This is a genomic window from Chengkuizengella axinellae (assembly GCF_030730905.1).
Lineage (GTDB): Bacteria > Bacillota > Bacilli > Paenibacillales > KCTC-33759 > Chengkuizengella > Chengkuizengella axinellae.
This window is the reverse complement of the sequence record NZ_JAVAMP010000003.1, coordinates 32,078-53,069: the sequence shown is the minus strand read 5'-3', so window position 1 is coordinate 53,069 and position 20,992 is coordinate 32,078. Positions and strand designations below refer to the sequence as shown.

The window sequence follows — 20,992 nt, the reverse complement described above, 5'->3', positions numbered from 1 at the left end:
TTCATGAGTTTGACTACAGGCACGATTCATTTTACTGATAAAAAAGACACTTATATATCTAATTCTTTGATGCGAGAATTAAACATAGATGAAACAAAACCCATTAAGTTAAAACTTGGGGAAAAAAGAATTAAAACAAAAATTAAAAGAGTGAGAAAAAAAGGGAAACATTTGTTCATTCCAAAATCGATTCAACAAGCGCTCAAGTTACCAAGAAAAGGGCAAAGTTATATTTCTCTAAATCAAGATGACGAAATTGAGTTGGGTCCTTTAATCGGTATTTTATCCCTTATCCATCAACGTACTCTCCATTTACCATTTGGAAAACGAACTTATAGAATCAAAGAATATTTAAAAGGAGGTTCAAACAAAGCATTTTATTTTGCTTTCGGACTATCTGACATCAACTGGACGGATGAAACTGTTACTGCATATTTCATAGATTCTCGGAATCAATGGAAAAAGAAAGTCGTTCCTCTACCTGATGTAATTTACAATCAATTAAAAAGCCGAAGTTCCCACAAAACGAAGTCTATGCAAATGTTGCTGGATCATTTCAAAAAACATAACAAATCTATATTTAATTGGGGTTTTTTTGACAAAGGAGAAATGTATCAATTGTTAGATGGAACGTTAGAAGCGCAAAATCATTTACCTGAGACACATATCAGCACTTCATCTCAAGAAATAAAAAAAATGTTAGAAAAACATCAGTTTATATACCTAAAACCAACAAGAGGCAGTTTTGGTAGAGGAATTTCTCGAATTACTTATCATCCAAAGAATGGTTATTTTATAAGGTTTAGAAAAATAAATAAAAATCACTTGTTGCGTTTTACAAATTTTTCAAGTTTAATGAAGTTTATTAACCAAAGAAAAACACATAAAAATTATGTTATACAGCAAGGGATTCGTTTAATTGAAATAGATAAGCATCCTATCGATTTCCGCCTTCATTTGAATAAAAATGGACAAAATGAATGGGTCGTTGCTGGAGATGCTGCAAAAAAAGCTGGTAGAGGTAATGTAACTACACATGTGGAAATGGGTGGGCAAGTCATGAATTCTTTAGATACTCTTGAACAAGTATTCACTTCTTCCCAAAGCCAAGAAATATATGAAAATGCAAAACGAACAACGATTCAGTTGGCAGAAGCAATTGAACGTAAACTACCATATCTTGTTGGAGAACTTGGATTTGATATCGGAATTGATAAGCAAGGAAAAATTTGGATGATTGAGGTGAATTCAAAACCGGGACGTTCTATCTTTAAACATCCTTCATTAAAAACGCAAAGTTCAGATCAGCTTCGATACATCTTTGACTATTGCTTCTATTTAAGCAATCAGCGTAATACAAGAAGGGAAGTAAATAGAATATGAATAGAAAAAAACGAAAGTCATCCAAGGTTTCTCAAAATAAAATAAAACCAAAATCTATTATTGGTATTTTAACACTATCAAAAAAAAAGAGCGATTTTTTCGGTGCGAAACAAAACTTTATCGATATTATAGCTAAAGGTCGTCAATTCAATCAAGAGGTTTATGTCGTTACCACAAAAGATTTAAAATTAAATCAAAATAAAATCAATGGTTACTATTACGATGAAAATCAAAATCAATGGAACACAAAAAAAATACCAATACCAAGCGTTTTATATAATCGAATCTCTAATCGCAAACTCGAGTCTTTACCAGAAACAAAACGTTTAATTATAAATTGTTTAAACCATAAACACATTCATGTATTCAACCCCTTTTTTTTTAATAAATGGAGTTTATTTAAATGGTTAAGAAAATCAAAAAAAATAAAAGTATATGTCCCACTAACTCAAAAACTAATAGGGTTCAAGGAAATAAACAACTTGTTTAAAAAATTTGACACTTTATATATCAAACCTATTAAAGGCAAAGCTGGAAGTGGCATTATGAGAATTAAAAAAAATGTAGAAAGTGATTTTACCTACGAATTAAAAATACAAGGAAAAAAAACGATAGGTACCTATCAATTTAATACACTCCAAGAATTAAATAAAGAGATTAAAAAAAACATAATTGGCGGAGAGTACATCGTTCAACAAGGAATCGAATTAGCTACAAACCATGAGCATCCTTTCGATTTACGCGTTCTCGCTCAAAAAAATGGTAGTGGTATATGGAATATATCAGGAATTGGGGCAAGAGTTGCAGGGGAAAAAAGCATTACTACGCATGTACCAAGAGGGGGGAGAATTGATGATCCCCAAAAACTTTTAACCTCTTTTTTTGGTGTAGAGGAAGCAACTCAAATATTACAAAAAGTTAGAAACACAACCTTGAACATTTGTAAACAAATTGAAAAAGCGTCGACTTATCAATTAGGAGAAATGTCTATGGACTTAGGTATAGACAAGAATGGTGGCATTTGGTTTTTTGAGGCCAATTCAAAACCAATGAAATTTGATGAACCACAAATTAGAGATCAATCTCTTGTCAATATAATAAAATACAGTCAATATTTAATGAAACATAGAAAGAATACATCTACACGTAAACTTAAAAGGAGGAAGAGAAATTGAAAAACAAACCTTCTCTTGGTGTTATGACGATATATATCAACTCTAAAAAACAATTTGAGGAAAGGAGCTATTTAAAAAAATTATTGTTATATGGTAAGAAGCTGGGTTTGAATATTTTCGTATTTACACCAGAAAATGTAGATGTTAAAAATAATAAAATACATGCTTATTTTTATGATCAAAAAATAGCTAAATGGATTCGAAAATGGACTGATATTCCAGATATGATTTTTGATAGATGTAGATTTCAAGGATCACCACGTTTTAAACAGGTACAAAAATTTAGAAATAAATACCCTGATTTGATTTATTTAAACCGTCCACTTGCAAACAAATGGATTGTACATCAAAAGCTTTCAAAAAATAATAAAATTAAAAATGTACTACCTCAATGTACATTAGAAAATAAATTTGATGATGTGTTAAAATTTATGGATCAATCAAAAATAGCTTTTTATAAACCTATCAAGGGTACAGGTGGAACGGGTATTCTTAAAATAAAAAAACTGAATGATCATAAGTTCCTTATACAAGGAAGAAAACACAATCGAAAAATTATTCCATCCCAACAGGTAAATAAATCTCAACTAAAAATATTATGTAAAAGTTTAAATTCAATAAAAACCTACATGATTCAACAAGGCATTGATCTTAAATTAGATAATGGTCGAGTACATGATTATCGATTGCTAATTCAAAAGGACGAAGCTGGTCAATGGAATTTAACTGGTTGTGTTGGCAGAATGGGACCAAAAGGAAGTGTTACTTCAAATTTACATGGTGGCGGTTCGGCTCTTCCAGCTGATCAATTATTAAGTCATTGGTTTGAAAATGATCAAATTAATCGCATTAAACAAAATATGGAAGAAATCAGTCATGAAATTGTACATGAATTTGAATCTCAAGGTTATGAATTATGTGAACTTGCGTTGGACATAGCAGTGGATCATTCAGGTAAAATTTGGCTGTTAGAAGTGAATTCAAAACCAGGCAGGAAAGCATTTTCCAAAATTGGAGAAGATAAGACTTATACAAAAGCTATCGTTAAACCATTAGAATATGCACTTTGGCTATATGACAATAAGAACAATTAACTAAACATTGTTCAAAGGTGATAAATAATAGGTCATTCACTAAAGCAACTCGCCTATTTGGCGAGCCTTAAAGGCGATAAATTCTAAAAGAGCAAGTAAACATGAAGCAGAGGAACTGCTTCATGTTTTATTATTGATTTTTAGATTTACTTTATAGTTCCACAGGCTATTCTTGATCCAGAATTCCCGGATGGGTCTGATATATAATCATCGGAAAGTTGATGAATCACTATAGAAGTACCATCCTCATCTAATAATGAATGGTTTCCCTCTTCTTCTAAATTCACATGATCTACTATTAATGTTGAGTTTACCTCTCCATTTGAATCTGCCCATACATTTTTCATGTCGCCTGCGTGATAACCTTCAGGATGATTAAAACCATGTTTTTTATCAGCTGGATTAAAATGTCCACCTGCAGATTCAAATTCAGGTTTTTCACATACACCTACTTCATGAAAATGAAAACCATGCTCTCCAGGAGATAATCCATGTACATTAACTGTTAAACTAACTGCCCCATTCTCCTCCGCTAGAAGTGCTTTTCCAATTTGCTCACCTGCTTCATTTATAAATTCAACCGTTATAGGTTCACTTATCACATCTACACTTTCCATTTGATTTGATGAAACATACCAAGAAAGTAAAATGATCACTGAAAAGACCGATATAAGCATGATAATCTTACTTTTTCTAATCATATTAAATCACCTCTTTCTTCTAAACATAGTCTCCATTATCATCCAAAACCATACCTCCTTATCTTTGTATTAAGACAACAACAACTGGATAATAAAGTTAAAATAAACTCATAATAAAATGAAGTATTAAAATTAATAGAAAGGATATTGAGTACTGTGAATAAATTCACTAAAAAATGGGTTGCAAACATTTTCATTATATGGGGATTATCCATTCTAATCTGTATCTATCCAAATCAGCTAATGATTGAAGCATCAGAACAAAGCACTGCAAAGGATGGTGAACATCCAACTTTATTTACATACCCCCTACAAAAACAATACCCCGAAACTGTTGCATATTTTGGTACTGATAGCAAAAATGAAATTGTGCTTACATTTGATGATGGTCCAGATGAAAAATTCACCCCTCAAATTTTAGATGTATTAAAAAAACACAATGTAAAAGCAACTTTTTTCTTATTAGGAAAACAGGCTGAAAAACATCCTCAAATTGTAAAACGAATTCAAAAGGAAGGACATAATATTGGCAACCACACTTATAAACATTCAAACCTGCATATTAAAGGAAATAAGAAATTTCAAGAGGAAATCTTAAAAACTAGTCAAGTATTAAAACAAATTGTAGGATATGAGCCTAGGTTGTTTAGAGCACCGTTAGGAAAGTTAAATGGCAATTTAGTAGAGAGTTTAGGGGAATTGAATTATTTCGTTGTAGGTTGGTCAGTAGATTCTCATGATTGGACTACAAAATCCGTTTATCAAATCACCACAAATGTTGTCTCCTCTATCCATCCAGGCGCTATTATCCTAATGCATGGTGGTGATTATGGAGGTGTTGATTTAAGTTATAGCATTAAAGCTTTAGATCAAATTATTCCTCAATTAAAGGAAAAGGGAATGAATTTTGTTACAGTATCTGAATTGTTGCATATTAGCGACCAAAGAGAAGGTATCAGTCTGCCTTAGGACTTCACATTCTACTCCCAATACTTTAGAATATATGAAATACTTATTTACAGGGAGCAAAACATGGAGATTCATAAAAAGATTAATGTAGGATTAGTAGGTTTCGGTTTTTCGGGACAAATATTTCATGCCCCATTTATACATTGCCACTCTGGCTTTCATTTATCTAAAGTAGTTGAACGTTCACATCAGAATTCAAAAAAAATTTACCCTTATGTCGATGTTGTTCATCAGTTTGATTTATTACTTGATGACCCAACTATTGATTTAGTTATTATAGCGACTTCAAATGAGTTTCATTACAGCATGGCAAAAAAAGCATTGTTAGCAAAAAAGCATGTCATTGTTGAAAAACCTTTCACTGTAACATCCCATGAAGCAATAGATTTAATGAATGAAGCAAAAAAGAATAATTTGATATTAAGTGTATATCAGAACAGACGCTTCGACAGCGATTTTTTAACAGTTCAACATGTTGTCAACCAACATTTGATAGGCGAAATTGTAGAATACGAAGCTCATTATGATCGATATCGAAATGTATTAAAAGGTTCTTGGAAAGAAGAGAACAGACCTGGTTCGGGTATTCTTTATGATTTAGGGCCTCATTTAATTGATCAAGCTTTAACTTTGTTTGGTTTACCTGACTCCATCACTGCCGATGTATCTATGCAAAGATCGGTGTCAAAAACAACGGATTCCTTTGATATCCGATTAAACTATAAAAATCGAAGGGTTATTCTTAAAGCAGGAATGCTTGTTAGAGAACCAGGTCCTCGCTATGTCATACATGGTTCAAAGGGATCATTTGTTAAATACGGTATCGATCCTCAGGAAGAACAATTAAAAAGTGGGATGCTTCCTAGTGATGATGAATACGGAATAGAAAACTCTAAAATTTGGGGTACTATTAACACTGATATAAAGGGTCTTCATTTTAGAGGGCAGATCGAATCATCAAAGGGAAGTTATATGGAGTTTTACAACAATATACATGATGTAATTTGTAGGAAAAAAACACTTCTGGTAGACCCAAGTGATGTATTTAATAGTATTCGGATTATTGAGTTGGCTATTGAGAGCGCAAACAAAGAGAGTACGATTCCATTTTATTTTTCATAAAGTGAACTATATCCCGCTGAAAGTTAGATGACCTTATCAGGAAAAATCAGGCTGTAAGACTCCCTCTTGAAGATGGAGTCTACAGCTTGTTGATCGTGATAAGATCAAGTATAATTGATTTAAGAGGTGAAATATCATGTTAAAAGAACTTCCATTAATAGAAACTCAACTCGAAGCATCTTTTGAAAAATACGAGAAAAAGTTTAAAGCTTTAGCTGACAAAAAAAGGTTGCAGATCATGAACATACTTACAGAGCAAGGTTCTACCTGCGTATGTGATTTGGTTCCTATCGTAGGGATGCCACAATCAAAGCTGTCTTATCATTTAAAAATTCTTTTAGATGCAGATATCATTATAAAGGAAACGAAAGGTACTTGGAGTTATTACGAAATCAATATGAAAGAAGTCAATCATATATTATCTGAGGAATTATGCTGTTTATTTAAACCCGCAAACTCATGATTAAAATTTCCTAAGAAAAGCAACTTTGTCTATATTCTATGGAACTATTTTTATTACAACAGAAACTATATTTTCAAACAATATTCAACTCTAACTGGAGTCTATGCAGTACACATAACTTCAGTTTTTTTGCGTTTATCTGCTGTTATATCATGTTAAGCTCTTCATTTAATTTGTCTAATTATACTATTTCCTATCTTTTAACTGATTTTCAGGTATGATCCCCACTATATTTGACCATAATATAATTAATAAATTACCCATTGAAAACGAAAATTCTGTCCTTATGATTTTTTTTGTACAAATTTGTTTAAATAGATTTTCATTTTTCGAGTTTCAAATGGTATTTTTAGTAAAAAAAGATGAGATCATTACAATGTTCGGCAAAACAATATAAAAAAACAAAGAATATTTTTTTTAGATCATTAGTATAAATCGACAGACTTTTATAACTAGATTCTTTTATACTTACTAAGACAAAACATGATCCTAGTGTTTTATTTAAGAGATTGAAGAAAAGGAGTTCATTTTTGATGTTAAAAAAAGCACTTATATTCATACTGCTAGTTTTAGTATCCGTTTCGATCATTTCAATAGTTTCAAGTTATACAAAAGCTGAGGTAGATAATCAGGCATCATTTACAATCACGAATTCAGAAAACAGTCTTATTACAGTACCTAATTTAATAGAAAAAACCATCAATCCTGATGAAGACAAAGAGTTTAAAATCAAAGTTACAAATCATACAGATCAAACCATTAATTTTAATGATATAGACCCTGTTAAAACAGGAAATATTGAAATCTCTTTGAAAGACAAAAGCATACAATCTGGAAAGACAAAAAAACTAGAATTTTCTATTGATGTTACTGGTGAAGTAGCTGATGGTGAAGAATTTAATATTGAATTTCCCATTGAAGCCACCTGGTCAAATGGTGAAGCCAAGTTTATAACAACGATTGATCTTAAGATAGAAAAACCAGAAAAAGAGGAAAACGATGAAAATCAAGGTGATGAACAAGGGAATGAAAACGATGACAATCAGAATGATGTTGAACAAGGGAATGACAATTATAATGAACAAGGTGATGAACAAGGGAACGACAATGATAACCAGCTAGATGATGAGCAAGGGAACGACAATGATAACGATAAAAAAGATGATGATCAAGACAACGACGATGATAAAGATAAAAAAGATGATGACAAAGACAATGACAATGATAACGATAAAAAAGATGATGATCAAGACAATAACGATGAAAAAGATAAAAAAGATGATGACAAAGAAAATGACAATGATAACGATAAAAAAGATGATGATCAAGACAATAACGATGAATAAGTACTAAATTCTTATCGGGGAGAGTTGTAATGAATATTATCATCCATAAATTTAAAAACTTTCATTTTTTTCATTCTATTAAATTTAAAATCATTTTATTCGTCCTAGGATTCATTTCTATCATTTTTACAGTTTATAGCTTTTTACAACCTACTACTATTGTAGAAGAATCTATTGACAATAAAATCGTTCAATCTACAAGTTTTGAATATAAAGCAAACATTATTCCTAACATTTTATATCCTGATGGCGGAACTATAGATCCCGGAATTACAATTTTACCAAAAATCACTGAATCCATCCTAATACATATTAAATCGAGTGTATCAGTCAACCAACCAGTTGAAATCGATCATAATAATCAGGTCAAATTAGTCATAAAAGCTAAAGAATTATGGCAGAAGGAAATCCCTTTAACTTCAATTGGACAAGCATCATTAACAGAAACACCTGAAAATGAGACGCTTTTATTAAATGACGAATATAAAATAGACCTTGAAAGCATCATTTCATTTATAGAAAGTGTTGAGGAAGAAACAGGCATCAGTGTTAGCAGTTATCAATTAAACATCGTGCCTAATCTAAGTGGAGTAATTAACTACAATAGCAACGAAATTCCTTTAAACTCAGAAGCATATATTAATTTTGAATATACAACAAACAACATTAAGTTCGTCGAAAGCAATGAAGTTCTTGAAGAGGAAACACTTATAAACAAAACAGTTATTCCTCAGTATTTTCAGCTCATAAGTTTAAATATTCCTTATCCTTTGTTGCGAGTTTTCTTTTCGGTCTTATCCTTCGGTATTATCTTATACTTTCTTCTTTACATACAGAATAAACTCAAACATAGGAGAAAATCGATTTCCGAGGCCACAAAGATTGATAAAAAGTATACAAAACGGTTTATCAATGTAAAAGAAAAAGTGAACACATTAAATAAATCTATGCTAAAAATTGAATCTATGAAAGCACTCATGCAAATTGTTGATGAAAAAGATCTTCCTATTTTCCGATTTCATGATGGTATTAAAAATACTACGATGTACTTTTTGATAGATGATCAATACATATACAGCTATGATGCAAACAACTATATAGGTTATAACAAAGATAATAATGCAAAATACTCTACCAAGGGACAGGAATTTTCTTATGTACCAAAAACTTAACCCCCCTTTACATGATAAGCTGAATTTTTCTAATTCAGAAGGTTTAAAGAGTAACTACGGCACTGAGCGAATCTTGATCGTTTATCGTTATCTATCTTTATTTTTTACATCTATATTTTACTTAATTGGTACGCCTAAATCACCCATGCTGCTTAAATTAGGAGTGATTATTTCACTGTCCATCGCGGCTTTGATGATTACAAAACTATTACTTTTATATCAAGATAATAAACCTTTCATTAGATCAATGGTTTTAATAGAATCGTTTGGAATTGTCCTTATTTTAATTCCAACACAAGGTGTTGAAAGTTCATTTATCTGGTATGCTTTGAACCCTGTTATGGTTGCAGCTAGTTATTTATCACCTTTGTTTTGTTGGTTTACCTTAATGATGTATATGTGTGCTTCAACTTTAATTACCTTTAACTTTTTTAACAGTCTAGGTCTTAAAATCACAAATTTAATTATCGAAAATTCTTATCTTTATCTAGTTCTTATTCTCAGTACGATTGCAGTTCAATTATTTTCAAATTTCACTAGAGAGCTGCATGATCAAGCTATTCTATTAAAAAAACAACGTCAAAAGTTAATTTTCACAAATCAAAAATTACAAAAAGCCAATCAAAAAACAAATGAAGCCATTAAACATGTCATGTCTTTATATCAAATTGTAGAAAGTTTTACTTCACAAAAAAACCTAAACAATTTTTTGAAAGTAGTTACTGATTATACTGTTAAATTAACTAAAACACCTTGTTCATTTATCATTACCAAACAAATTGATACGGAAGAATTTTCATTTGAAATAAGGGGGAATGAATCAAAAAAGTATAAAGGTCAAATTCAAATTATTCATGAGATCCAATCAAACTGGAATAAGCACCAAAAAAATACTAATATGGTTGAAGTTACTCTATTAAAACGAAAGTTTTCTATTATTTCCATTCAATCATCAAAACATGAAGTTTTAATTGGGATTGAAAATCAAAACATCGTTCATGATGATTTAACCCCATATCAACGTGAATTGGTCTTTCTATCCAAATTATGCAAAGTAGTACTTGAACGTATACATCTTGAAGAAGTTACTTATCAATTGCTTATTTCTGGGGAACAAAACCGCATTGCTAACGAAATACATGACAATATTTCTCAAAGGTTGTTCAGCATCGTATATGCACTTCATGCCTTGAGCAAAAATTTGGACAAAATGAGTACTGAACAAATCAAAAAAGATTTTCAATTCATTATTCAGTCTACGAATGAAGCAAACAAAGAATTAAGATCTACCATTTATAATCTAAGTTCCAAAAAAAGAGGAGAAAATTTATTTGAAGCAAAGATTAAAACCTATTTAGAAGCTTTAGAAAAATTAAACCATATTGAAGTCGATTATCACTTTTTCGGAGACGAGCAAACCATCCCTGTATACATTAAAAATATAATATACAGATTAATTTGTGAATCTACTGGTAATGCGACCAGACATGGTTTATGCAGTAAACTGGGAGTTTATATCCATATCAATCAGCAAATCTATATTGAAATTAAAGATAATGGTAAAGGATTTAAAATCATCGGTAATCATTCCAATAAAAACGCTGGTATTGGAATTTACAATATGAAATCTCTGGTTCATTCATTAGGAGGAACCATTGATTTCCAAAGTCAAATTAACCAAGGAACACAAATTCAAATTACCATCCCTCAAATTCAAAAGTTAATCAATCAGGAGGTAAGCGGTGAATGAAGGTTATAATTATTGATGACCATCCATTGGTTAGAAGTGGATTATCCACAATACTATCTTTAAATGATTCCTTTGAGTGTTTAGGAGAGGCATCCGATATTATTACTTCTCTACAATTAATTAGGCAAACCAATCCAGATGTTGCTTTAGTAGACTTAAAATTAGGAAATGAAGATGGACTCGATCTTATTGGGAAGGCGCGTGATCTAGGTATACAATGTAAATTTATCGTTCTCACTTCTTCTGCAAATCAAGAAGACATTCATCGAGCCAAAGAAAGCAATGTTGACGGTTATATCCTGAAGGAGGCACTACCTGAGGAACTGTTTCATGCTATGCAAATCGTGATTCAAGGAAGAAAGTACTACGATCCAAATATATTTGAATTAATGCTTACAGACCACGATACAGACCATACATTTGATGATCTTACACCTAAAGAATTAGAAGTTTTAAAGGAGCTTGGCAAAGGATTGTCTAACCAAGAAATAGCGTCAAAATTGTTTGTGACTGAATACACAGTAAAAAAACACGTAAGCCAAGTCCTAGCAAAACTTGAACTATCTGATCGAACAAATGCAGCTCTATATGCTAATTCAAAAGGTTTAGTTACTTATGCAGTGCATTAGTAGATAACAAAAGAAAAAATAATAGTTTTCATTACATTTAAAAAGTGATCCGAGTTGATAAACTCGGATCACTTTTTATAACTATTTATATATTAATTTGTAACCGCTTCTGCACTTACTAGAATTTGAAATTCTCTCAGCCCATCCCAGTTTCCAGATTCTCCACGACGTTGGTCACGAGGATGATCCTGGATAATTTTTACATCAATAGAATTAACATCACCTGGTTGTACATTCTCAATCATAACAAAAGAATCTGTTCTACGATTATCTATTTTCTTCCACTCACCATTCACATTCACTGCGATTTCCATATTCGCATCAGCTAAGTCAGGAATACGTTGAATAAAAGAAGGTGAAAAGTCAATTTTTAAATTCACTGTATTTTCAGAATTATTTCTAACTTTAAATAAATCTAACCACGTATATTCACTATTTGGTTGTAACCCATAATCCCCAAAATACCCTTTGTCAAAATTAATTGTCAGTACTTCTGCTCCATCGTTTCTTTCATCATAATCAGTTGCGGCATGATTACCTTTCATAATTGCTAATAAGGCACTATCTGTATTTTCGATTGTAAAATTAGCATCATTTTTCACTGTTGCACTGCTAAATGCCATCGCTGCCATTACACTTGATACTGCTAAAACTGAAGCGATTAATAATATGATTTTTTTCATTGTTTTTCTCCTCCATTTTTTAAAATCTACGAATTATTACGCTTAAAAAAGTCTCCTGAGAGGTTTTAACTCAGGAGACTTTGATCATTAAAATATAATATATTACTCTACTTCAGCTTTAACAACGATTTGGAATTCTTTAATAGCATCATCGATGTTATTATCAGATTCACCATCTTGGTCTCCATGATCTTGTACAATTTTCACATCAACATCAAAGGATTCACCAGAACCAAGAGTTCCAAATTCAAAAACATCACTAGCGCCATCAACAATCTGCCAGTCCATGTTCTCTCCTAGTTTAGCCATTAACTCCATTCTTGCATCTGCTAAATCTGCTTGACCATTTTCAGAAGGTGAAAAATCAATAGATACTTTTACTGGATTTTCTGAGTTATTAGTTACTTCGAATAATTCATTCCAAGTATATTCACTATTTGGCTGTAGACCATAGTCACCATTATTCCCTCTATCAAAGTCAATAGATAATACTTCTGCACCGTCATTAGCTTCATCATGACTTACTGCTGCATGATCTTCGTTTCCAGAAATAGCTAGTAAAGCTCCACTTGTATCTACGATTGAAAAATTTGCGTCATTTTTCACTGTAGCACTACTAAATGCCATTGCTGCCATTACGCTAGATACTGCTAATAAAGATGCGATTACTAATAAAGCTTTTTTCATTTTAATATCCTCCTAGGAAATTACCATTTTTAATTTTATAAACATAACTTTATTTTAGTGAAATCTACCATACACTTAAGTATGGTACGTAGTTGTTATTCCTGCTGAGTTTCTGCACTTACAACAATTTGGAACTCTTTAATAGAATCCGGATTCCCGTCAGATGCTCCATCTTGGTCAGGATGGTTCTGGATAATTTGTACATCAATGTTTTCCATTTCTCCTGGAGCTACTCCATTAATTTTTAGTTCGTTAGTTCCATCAATTGCAACCCACCCGTTGCCTGTATTCACTTTCACTTCTAATCTAGCATCTGCTAAATCAGGTCCATCTCCTGTAGGTGCAAAGTCAATTGTCAAATCTACTGGGTTTTCTGAGTTATTCGTAATAGAGAATAAATCTAACCAAGTATACTCACTGTTTGGCTGTAAACCAAATTCTTGTCCGTCTTTCCCTTTATCAAAGTCAATAACTAAAACTTCTGCACCATCGTTTGCTTCTTCATAGTATGCTGCTTCATGATCTCCTGCTTTCATAGCTAATAATGACTCACTTGTATTTTGAATTGTAAAGTTCGCGTCATTTTTTACTGTTGCACTACTAAATGCCATTGCTGCCATTACACTTGATACTGCCAATAAAGAAGCGATTACTAATAAAGCTTTTTTCATATTAGATTCCTCCTAGGAAATTACCATTTTTATTTTTTATTTCTTAATAATTAATTCGACTCTGCACTAACTACAATCTGGAAGTTTCTTAAACCATTATCATCTCCAGATTCACCCTCTGTTTGTTCATCATGATTTTGAATGATTCTCACATCAATAGATTTAGAAGTTCCAGGATCAACATTAGGAATTGTAATAGAGTTGTCAGATCCATCTATTTGTTTCCAATTCCCGTCAATATTCACTGCGATTTCTACATCCGCATCTGTAAGATCTCTATCGTCTTCACTTTCTGAAGGTTCAAAATCAATTGTTAAATCTACTGAATTTTCGGAATTATTTGTCACTTTGAATAAATCTATCCAAGTATACTCACTATTTGGCTGTAGACCATATTCTTGTCCATCTTTCCCTTTATCAAAGTCAATAACTAAAACTTCTGCACCATCATTTCTTTCTTCATATCCAGCTGCTTGATGCTCTCCTGCTTCAATAGCAAGTAATGCTCCACTTGTATCCACGATTGAGAAATTAGCATCATTTTTTACTGTTGCGCTACTAAAAGCCATTGCTGCCATTACACTCGATACTGCTAATAAAGATGCGACTACTAATAAAGCTTTTTTCATTTTTTTCCTCCTATGAAATTTCCCATTAATATTTTTTCTTTATTTATTATAGGTAGTGACTATTATGTATAATCTTCCACCTTATAACCGATTTTTAGGTATTCTATAGAACTAGAGATGTTCTACTTTAGTAGAATTTAAATGTACTCAAAAGAGTAACATTGTCTATCTTTCCCTTGTACTTACCACAATCTCAAAATCTTGCTCTCCAAAAAATCCACCATCATGACCTTCACCTTGTACAATTTTTACATCTAAGGATCGTGAATCACCGGGATTGATATGATTAATGTACAGTTTAGAATTATTTGAGTGAGGATCACCGTTATCTCCTGAATCAATCCTCTTCCATTCTCCAGAATCCGATTTCACATACAGATCCGCATCCTTTAAGTAGGTGTAACCATTTGGAAAAAATCCAATGACGAAATCCAACTGGTTTTCAGAGTTATTCGTAACTTCAAATAAATCTTCCCAAATGTATTCACTATTAGGTTGTAAGCCAAAGTCACCTTCATGTCCTCTATCAAAATCAATTTTCAGTACTCGTGCGCCATCATTAGCTTCCTCATAATAAGCAGCATTGTGCCCTCCTTCACCTGTTGAAACAGCTAATAATGCTTCATCTGTATTTGTAATTGTGAAGTTTGCATCATTTTTCACTGTAGCACTGCTAAAGGCCATTGCCGCCATCACACTCGATACTGCTAAAAGTGATGCGATCACTAATATTGCTTTTTTCATATATTTCTCCTCCCTTCGTAAATGTTGTAGTTTGTTTTGTACCGCAGCTGCTAATAATAGTATAGACAGACCCAACATATTCCACGCCCCTCATTAGAATAGCTTTTGAGTATCTAATCGTATAAAAAAAGATTACACTTTCGTATGAGTCCATATTGTCCTATAGAGTGCAGTATCTTGATGTCGTCATACTATAAAATAGATAAATACTTTATCTATAACCCACAAAAATGAAAAGGGCCATGAGCCAAAAATGACGTAGGAAAGTTATACTTTCCTACTTTTAGAAAGTAATATTCAATAAGGAGGAAATTGATCGTGAAATGGATCTCACGTTTTGTTTATCTTGTACTTGGAATTATGATTACATTTACTCTATTTTCTGCTATTGGTTCAGCTATATTAAAACAACCAGTTTTGCTAGCAGTTATACGCTCTAATAGCATGTATCCTTTAATGGAAAGAGGGGATATGGTATTAGTAAAAAGAGTGAGGGAAGAGGATTCAGTTGAAATCGGAGATATTACCATCTTTAAAGCTGAAAAAGGTGCCCTTGCTTCTAAGGGATGGGTCATTCATAGATTAATAGAAGGAAATAGTGAAGAAGGATATATTACACAAGGGGATGCAAATGAAAGAACAGACCAGCAGGATGGTTCTACTCTAATTGAAAGGGATTGGATTGTTAACGAAACTATAAAAATAGGTGAAAAACCAATAGTTATTCCTTATGTTGGCTACCTTCCTCTATGGATTGAGGAGTTGAACTTTGAAAGCTCCAACTTGCAGCTTATCGCTGTAGGTTTAACTGTTTATGTTGTATTAAATGAAATCTTTAACCGAAGAAAGAAAAGAAAATCTAAGAAACCTAGTAAATTAGATGTTCCCCTTCTATATTTTATTAGTGGTCTAACTATTGCTGTCATGATGTTGACTACAATGGTTATGTCTAGTAAGTTTATGACGTTTAACTATAACGTGTCTGATCAAAGTAAAGGGATACTAATGGGAAGTAGTGTTGGAGTATTAAAGGTTGGAGATGAGCATACGAAAGATTTAGTAGATTTAAACAATGGAGGATTTTTTCCTCTCTTTGTATCCGTCACAAGCAAAGATGATCAATTTGAACTCAGTCATTCTTATTTTCATTTAAACCCAGGGGATGAGGTAGACACAAAAGTCACAATTCGAGCGCAAAACCCAGGAAAGTATAATTCCAAAATTCACATTGGTGTGTTCTATCCCTTTTTACCCTTAAGTCTAATCCATAAATTAGCTAATATTAGTTACTGGCTGGCTTTGGTCACCGTTTCTTTAGTACCAGGTCTCCCCGTGATGTTATTTCCACTTGTTAATGCTCGGCTTCGCAGAAAAACAATCCGAGGTGTGAATGAAAAAGTAAGAGATTTCAAAAGAAATTTAAGTTTTCAATAAACAATATGAGAAAGGTCATGAATCAGTTTGTCATGACCTTTCAAAGTATAAAAATTGATTAACAACATTCTTTTTTTCCTTCTTAATTCTTTAGTTGTCCCACTTTACTTTTCATAAACTCCAATACTTCTTTATCTATTTTCCCATTACCTAAATCACGCTCTTCAAAATTTTCTGTATGTATAAAGGTTTTAAATGCTTGATTCAACTGAACATCGCTCACTTCTTTAGAAGATAAATAATTTAATTTGGATAATAAAGAAGTAAGCTCTTCTTTTATCTTCCCTTTGATCTCTAAAATATGATTCGCTTTCGTTTTAGAAAAATATAACTGCTGCAATTTATGTAAACGAATGAGTTCTTTGATTGGTTCCGGATGATCATCCACACGCAGGTCAATATATCTGTCATTAAAACCCGCATATCCCCCTTTTTCTTTCACAACCAACAATGCTGCAGACTGCTTTCCTCGGCTATCCCCTCCTGCATTTTGCCCTGCATCTAAAGCAGTTAAAAGTCGTTCAGAAAGTTCACCTTCACTGTTATTGAAAGTTTCTACCATCATTTCCACTGTTTTTTCATTTACAAGAATATTTCCTTGTACAGCAACATTTGGACCAGCAAATCCTCCAGCCCAATCATAACAATCGTCCCCAGTAAAAGTAGCCGCATTACCATTAGCATCTACAATCCCTGCTTGTCTAGACCCACGTTCTTCATCGTCTGAAACTAATAAGTCTAATGTTTCTTGTGCACTTTTCCCACTTGCCATCAAATCCAAACCTTTAGGTCCATAAGAGGTATTAGCAAAAGATTGAGTTGCAATTGCACCAACTCCAGCCTTTGCCCATGGAACTACCGCTCCAACCCCTAAAAATTTTGATTGAACAGCAATGCCCAACTCCTTAGTTTTTGGATCAAAACCAACAATTGAAAAAGTAGCAACGATTTGATCTTTATTTTTCATATATAAAACCTCATTTCATCATCTTATTCTTTAGATTTCTACAACAATCTTTTGTCCCACATTTATACTTTCTATACTTATATCATAACGATTATGACAAGTAAAATGTGAAATTATTGATATCACAATGTGATCATAAGTTATGAAACATGAAAACTGCACCTCCGGATGTTTCTATTGGGGTGCAGTTCGTAAAGAAATCATGCCAACAACATTTTACATGTACTGTACTAAAACACTTGTTTTCTATCTCTCTCAAATTTCAAAATATCTACAGCTTCACGAAATCGCTGTGAATGAATTACTTCTCGTTCTCTTAAAAATTTCAAGCTATCTTGTAAATCCACATCATCAGTTAAGTCAATTAACCACTGATAAGTAGCTCTAGCTTTTTCTTCTGCCGCAATATCCTCGTATAAATCGGCAATCGGATCTCCTTTTGCTTGAATATAGGTTGCCGTAAATGGATTCCCAGAGGCATCGGTATAAAAAATGGCATGATCGTGTGCTACATAATGAGGAGCTAACCCTGCATCTTCTAATTGTTTAGGTGTACAATCTTTTGTTAACTTATAGAACATAGTAGCAATCATCTCTAAGTGCGCAAACTCTTTTGTACACTAATTTTATCAGTGTTGTTTTTTTATTCTACTTTTTTTGTGTAAGGTGATTGATTAATTTCTTTAATTTTTTCTAGAATAATTGCTTTAGTTACGTCTGGATAATTTCCTGCAATGATAATTTTGTCTATATCTACTTTTTCGACTATAACCTTTTTTTCTGCCATTCACAAATTCTCCTTTAATGTTTATTATGTTATTTCCATGATACACCAATCACGAACAAAAATCGAACATAAGTTCTTATGTGATTACGTTTTCAGTATAAAGCAGATCGTTTGTTCCCTGTGTACAATACCTAGAGGGAATAGATATAATACAAGTATGTTTGTTTTTCTTTTTTCCCCTAAATTATTGTTGGTGCAATAGCTAGGGGCACAGTTTTATTACAAGGAGTAACCTATGGCTCTTCGTTTCGGAAGGAGCCGCTTACCTGAACTCATAAAAGCTAATCGTACAACTCAGAGAGAGTTAGGGAAACGATTAGGATTTTCAGAATCTTTTGTCTCACAAATCATCAGCGGTAAGGCAACTCTATCACTGATAAAAGCAAAAGAAGCTTCTATGATTTTGAACTGTTCAATCGATGACCTTTACGAATGGGAACTTGAATAGGTAAGCGGTATTGAGTAGAAATTCTACTCATCCTTCCAAACGTGAACTTAATCCATCACTTAAGTTTTTTTCTTTCCTCTATACATCTCCCTCCCTCATCATATCATTAACTTTTTCTCAACTCTTTTTCAATTTTCAAAGAACACCTTTCTTACAATATTCTACAATGTTTTGGGTTTTTCTAGTAAGATATTAATATAATACCATACGAAATTTGTCGATAAGAAGAAAAAGTAGGGACCCTCGATTTTTCTTTACATTGACTTTATATTCATATATAATATGCACCAAAAAAAAGACTATCCTTTTTAATGTGATAGTCTTTTTCTTTTCTTTTTTATTCTGTCTCTATTTTTTAATATTTCTAAAAAAAATTTAGAATTAATTTCATTAACCAAATGGTCGAGTTCTTCATAATTAACTAAATAGTCTACTGATATAGCAGCAGTTGATTCCATGTTCTTAAAATGGACATTCAAATCCTCATCAATATGTTCTATCGTTTCTATATTAACCAAGTTGGAATTATCCAAGCGCCTAAACCCATATTTCTCTAGCCATTTCTGAGCAGTTTCTAGAGTGAATATTCCATAATATTCTCCTGTTATAAGATGAAATATTAGTTTTTTTCCTTCCCTGGTAACATATCTGATTTCCCTAATATCCACCTCTATAATTTCTATTTCCTCACCTTTTTTCCTTGTTCTTGTGTTATACCTTGGTGTTAGTGGGAATTTCAATTTATTTCACCAGCTTTTTAGGTCTTTTAGGGTTTCCAAAAAAACCTTTCTCAAACTTTTTATCACTTGCTTTTGAAGTTTTGTTTACAAGTAGATTCGAAACTAATCTTGCTATATCTTTTTTTCTCATTCGAACCCCTCCCTTCTAAATGATAGTAATGTGACAGCTTGTATAAAGATAGCTTTTGTAATGACCTCAATGTTCAACAGCATTGATACAAAAACAATTATAATAGCAATAAATTTGTAAGTTTTTTTCCGTTTATTGCTGATGCTTATAGTGTGAAAATTAGGCGAAAACAATATAACAATTATTAAACTGATAATATTCAACTCTAAAATTATTTTCCCTAGACTCAAGTGTGGTAATGATGACAACAACAAAGTTGAAAAGAATACACATCCAGTCAATGAGGTTAAATGTAGTCCACCTGACACTTTTCGTAATAACCAAAATGAAAACAAACCTAGTAACGTCAAATAAAAAGTTCCAGTTATATAACCAATCCCTAATGTGAAAAACACAATTAATACACTTGTTAAGTAAATAGATAGGTAATACTGTAGTGTTTCAACATCTTCTGTTTCTTCTACATTGGCTGTGTGGATCACCCTCGCAATCCTTAAAGATATTAATTCTATCATTCCCATTCACGATTTCGCGAAACATAATAAATTAGTACAAATAAAGGAATTACTATAAAAGACCAAAAAAAGTTATTAGTATAAAAAACAATAAACAAAGTAGCTGACACTATTAATATTGAAATCCACGTGATTACTATTAATTTATAATCTGTCTTATCTTTTATATAAAACGTATGAGGTGGAACTAACCAGAAGCTAAATCCTAATCTTTTTCGATACATAACATAGGCTAATACAAAGCATGAAATTTGGCTTGCTATTTGAATGAGATATATTTCTACTCCTTCTGTTGCATGTGCATGAGGCAGTTGTACTATATCTGCTAACTTTAATATAAGTATGATAATGATTTGATTAACCATAAATGCGAGATACCCGAAAACCGCAACCACTAAAGCTCGACTAGGTTTTATTTGTATAACTACAATAAAAAATATTATATACAATAGTAATTGAATCCCCATATCAATAAATGGGAATGAAAGGACTACTCGCAGAATAAATGAAGCCATCGATGCCATAGTAGCTAATATTAACATCTCTGCTATGTAATCTTTATAGGGCCATCTAAAAAATCTAAATGCAAGTAAAGTGATGCAAATTGAGTCAACAACACCTAAGGTTATGTATAGAAATATGTCCATTTTTTCCCCCAATCAATCTTATCTATATATATATTAAAATAATATCATCCAACAAATGTTTTGACCATACATATTTTGTCATAATTTGTCGAATTAAGTAGGTAAA

Annotated in this window: 24 protein-coding genes and 1 pseudogene; 12 read left to right on the top strand and 13 right to left on the bottom strand. The window is 32.1% G+C overall.

The window, feature by feature from the left end; translation table 11 throughout:
• Nucleotides 1-3: 3 nt before the first annotated feature.
• Genes Q5Y73_RS09770 through Q5Y73_RS09760 form a run of 3 tightly spaced genes read left to right on the top strand, consistent with a single transcriptional unit; the run spans nucleotide 4 to nucleotide 3,652 of the window.
• Nucleotides 4-1,383, top strand: coding sequence for a YheC/YheD family endospore coat-associated protein (locus Q5Y73_RS09770; RefSeq protein ID WP_305991708.1), 1,380 nt, complete (start codon nucleotides 4-6; stop codon nucleotides 1,381-1,383).
• Nucleotides 1,380-2,558, top strand: coding sequence for a YheC/YheD family endospore coat-associated protein (locus tag Q5Y73_RS09765; protein ID WP_305991707.1), 1,179 nt, complete (start codon nucleotides 1,380-1,382; stop codon nucleotides 2,556-2,558). Before Q5Y73_RS09770 ends, Q5Y73_RS09765 begins: the two co-directional genes overlap by 4 nt.
• On the top strand, nucleotides 2,555-3,652 hold the full coding sequence (locus Q5Y73_RS09760) for a YheC/YheD family endospore coat-associated protein (RefSeq protein ID WP_305991706.1): 1,098 nt from the start codon (nucleotides 2,555-2,557) through the stop codon (nucleotides 3,650-3,652). Before Q5Y73_RS09765 ends, Q5Y73_RS09760 begins: the two co-directional genes overlap by 4 nt.
• A gap of 146 nt (nucleotides 3,653-3,798) precedes the next feature.
• Here the strand turns inward: Q5Y73_RS09760 and Q5Y73_RS09755 are convergent, their stop codons facing one another.
• Entirely contained in the window at nucleotides 3,799-4,353 is a 555-nt protein-coding gene (locus tag Q5Y73_RS09755; protein WP_305991705.1) for a superoxide dismutase family protein, read from the bottom strand.
• A gap of 156 nt (nucleotides 4,354-4,509) precedes the next feature.
• Between Q5Y73_RS09755 and Q5Y73_RS09750 the strand changes: the two genes are divergently transcribed.
• The 7 genes from Q5Y73_RS09750 to Q5Y73_RS09720 all read left to right on the top strand — a co-directional run bounded on the left by Q5Y73_RS09750 (nucleotide 4,510) and on the right by Q5Y73_RS09720 (nucleotide 11,804).
• Nucleotides 4,510-5,322 (top strand): polysaccharide deacetylase family protein, encoded by an 813-nt coding sequence (locus tag Q5Y73_RS09750; protein WP_305991704.1) that lies wholly within the window; start codon nucleotides 4,510-4,512, stop codon nucleotides 5,320-5,322.
• 63 nt (nucleotides 5,323-5,385) lie between these two features.
• Nucleotides 5,386-6,444: an oxidoreductase gene (locus tag Q5Y73_RS09745; RefSeq protein WP_305991703.1), complete on the top strand. Its 1,059-nt coding sequence runs from the start codon at nucleotides 5,386-5,388 to the stop codon at nucleotides 6,442-6,444.
• A gap of 136 nt (nucleotides 6,445-6,580) precedes the next feature.
• A complete protein-coding gene (locus tag Q5Y73_RS09740) occupies nucleotides 6,581-6,907 on the top strand; it encodes an ArsR/SmtB family transcription factor (RefSeq protein WP_305991702.1) in 327 nt (108 codons plus the stop codon).
• A 533-nt stretch (nucleotides 6,908-7,440) separates the two neighbouring features.
• Nucleotides 7,441-8,253 carry a COG1470 family protein gene (locus tag Q5Y73_RS09735; protein ID WP_305991701.1) on the top strand — a complete coding sequence of 271 codons (813 nt, stop codon included), beginning with the start codon at nucleotides 7,441-7,443 and terminating at the stop codon, nucleotides 8,251-8,253.
• Nucleotides 8,254-8,282: 29 nt separating this feature from the next.
• Nucleotides 8,283-9,425: a DUF5305 family protein gene (locus Q5Y73_RS09730; protein ID WP_305991700.1), complete on the top strand. Its 1,143-nt coding sequence runs from the start codon at nucleotides 8,283-8,285 to the stop codon at nucleotides 9,423-9,425.
• Nucleotides 9,409-11,175, top strand: coding sequence for a sensor histidine kinase (locus Q5Y73_RS09725; protein WP_305991699.1), 1,767 nt, complete (start codon nucleotides 9,409-9,411; stop codon nucleotides 11,173-11,175). The genes Q5Y73_RS09730 and Q5Y73_RS09725 overlap by 17 nt, the downstream gene beginning before the upstream one ends.
• On the top strand, nucleotides 11,172-11,804 hold the full coding sequence (locus Q5Y73_RS09720) for a response regulator (RefSeq protein WP_305991698.1): 633 nt from the start codon (nucleotides 11,172-11,174) through the stop codon (nucleotides 11,802-11,804). The genes Q5Y73_RS09725 and Q5Y73_RS09720 overlap by 4 nt, the downstream gene beginning before the upstream one ends.
• Before the next feature lie 92 nt (nucleotides 11,805-11,896).
• Here the strand turns inward: Q5Y73_RS09720 and Q5Y73_RS09715 are convergent, their stop codons facing one another.
• The 5 genes from Q5Y73_RS09715 to Q5Y73_RS09695 all read right to left on the bottom strand — a co-directional run bounded on the left by Q5Y73_RS09715 (nucleotide 11,897) and on the right by Q5Y73_RS09695 (nucleotide 15,218).
• A complete protein-coding gene (locus Q5Y73_RS09715) occupies nucleotides 11,897-12,487 on the bottom strand; it encodes a hypothetical protein (RefSeq protein WP_305991697.1) in 591 nt (196 codons plus the stop codon).
• A gap of 102 nt (nucleotides 12,488-12,589) precedes the next feature.
• On the bottom strand, nucleotides 12,590-13,174 hold the full coding sequence (locus Q5Y73_RS09710) for a hypothetical protein (protein ID WP_305991696.1): 585 nt from the start codon (nucleotides 13,172-13,174) through the stop codon (nucleotides 12,590-12,592).
• 95 nt (nucleotides 13,175-13,269) lie between these two features.
• Nucleotides 13,270-13,845, bottom strand: a complete 576-nt coding sequence (locus tag Q5Y73_RS09705) for a hypothetical protein (protein ID WP_305991695.1) — start codon at nucleotides 13,843-13,845, stop codon at nucleotides 13,270-13,272.
• A gap of 50 nt (nucleotides 13,846-13,895) precedes the next feature.
• Nucleotides 13,896-14,474 (bottom strand): hypothetical protein, encoded by a 579-nt coding sequence (locus Q5Y73_RS09700; protein ID WP_305991694.1) that lies wholly within the window; start codon nucleotides 14,472-14,474, stop codon nucleotides 13,896-13,898.
• Nucleotides 14,475-14,639: 165 nt separating this feature from the next.
• Entirely contained in the window at nucleotides 14,640-15,218 is a 579-nt protein-coding gene (locus tag Q5Y73_RS09695) for a 7TM-DISM domain-containing protein (protein ID WP_305991693.1), read from the bottom strand.
• A gap of 318 nt (nucleotides 15,219-15,536) precedes the next feature.
• On the opposite strand from Q5Y73_RS09695, the gene Q5Y73_RS09690 reads away from it, so the two are divergent.
• Nucleotides 15,537-16,652, top strand: a complete 1,116-nt coding sequence (locus Q5Y73_RS09690; protein WP_305991692.1) for a signal peptidase I — start codon at nucleotides 15,537-15,539, stop codon at nucleotides 16,650-16,652.
• A gap of 82 nt (nucleotides 16,653-16,734) precedes the next feature.
• Here Q5Y73_RS09690 and Q5Y73_RS09685 read toward each other — a convergent pair whose 3' ends face one another.
• The 3 genes and pseudogenes from Q5Y73_RS09685 to Q5Y73_RS09675 form a co-directional block, all read right to left on the bottom strand.
• On the bottom strand, nucleotides 16,735-17,619 hold the full coding sequence (locus tag Q5Y73_RS09685; RefSeq protein WP_305991691.1) for a DUF1028 domain-containing protein: 885 nt from the start codon (nucleotides 17,617-17,619) through the stop codon (nucleotides 16,735-16,737).
• Nucleotides 17,620-17,849: 230 nt separating this feature from the next.
• A pseudogene (locus Q5Y73_RS09680) lies at nucleotides 17,850-18,236 on the bottom strand (manganese catalase family protein); the annotation flags it as partial.
• Nucleotides 18,237-18,262: 26 nt separating this feature from the next.
• The gene (locus Q5Y73_RS09675; RefSeq protein ID WP_305991690.1) at nucleotides 18,263-18,406 is read right to left on the bottom strand and encodes a hypothetical protein; all 144 of its coding nucleotides are present in this window, start codon (nucleotides 18,404-18,406) and stop codon (nucleotides 18,263-18,265) included.
• A gap of 235 nt (nucleotides 18,407-18,641) precedes the next feature.
• On the opposite strand from Q5Y73_RS09675, the gene Q5Y73_RS09670 reads away from it, so the two are divergent.
• Entirely contained in the window at nucleotides 18,642-18,854 is a 213-nt protein-coding gene (locus Q5Y73_RS09670; protein WP_305991689.1) for a helix-turn-helix domain-containing protein, read from the top strand.
• Nucleotides 18,855-19,162: 308 nt separating this feature from the next.
• Here Q5Y73_RS09670 and Q5Y73_RS09665 read toward each other — a convergent pair whose 3' ends face one another.
• The 4 genes from Q5Y73_RS09665 to Q5Y73_RS09650 are packed head-to-tail and all read right to left on the bottom strand — an operon-like array spanning nucleotide 19,163 to nucleotide 20,886.
• The gene (locus tag Q5Y73_RS09665) at nucleotides 19,163-19,594 is read right to left on the bottom strand and encodes a LytTR family transcriptional regulator DNA-binding domain-containing protein (protein WP_305991688.1); all 432 of its coding nucleotides are present in this window, start codon (nucleotides 19,592-19,594) and stop codon (nucleotides 19,163-19,165) included.
• A gap of 1 nt (nucleotide 19,595) precedes the next feature.
• Nucleotides 19,596-19,724 (bottom strand): hypothetical protein, encoded by a 129-nt coding sequence (locus Q5Y73_RS09660; protein ID WP_305991687.1) that lies wholly within the window; start codon nucleotides 19,722-19,724, stop codon nucleotides 19,596-19,598.
• Nucleotides 19,721-20,239: an accessory gene regulator B family protein gene (locus Q5Y73_RS09655; RefSeq protein ID WP_305991686.1), complete on the bottom strand. Its 519-nt coding sequence runs from the start codon at nucleotides 20,237-20,239 to the stop codon at nucleotides 19,721-19,723. Before Q5Y73_RS09655 ends, Q5Y73_RS09660 begins: the two co-directional genes overlap by 4 nt.
• Nucleotides 20,236-20,886, bottom strand: coding sequence for a hypothetical protein (locus Q5Y73_RS09650; protein ID WP_305991685.1), 651 nt, complete (start codon nucleotides 20,884-20,886; stop codon nucleotides 20,236-20,238). The genes Q5Y73_RS09655 and Q5Y73_RS09650 overlap by 4 nt, the downstream gene beginning before the upstream one ends.
• Nucleotides 20,887-20,992 lie beyond the last annotated feature (106 nt).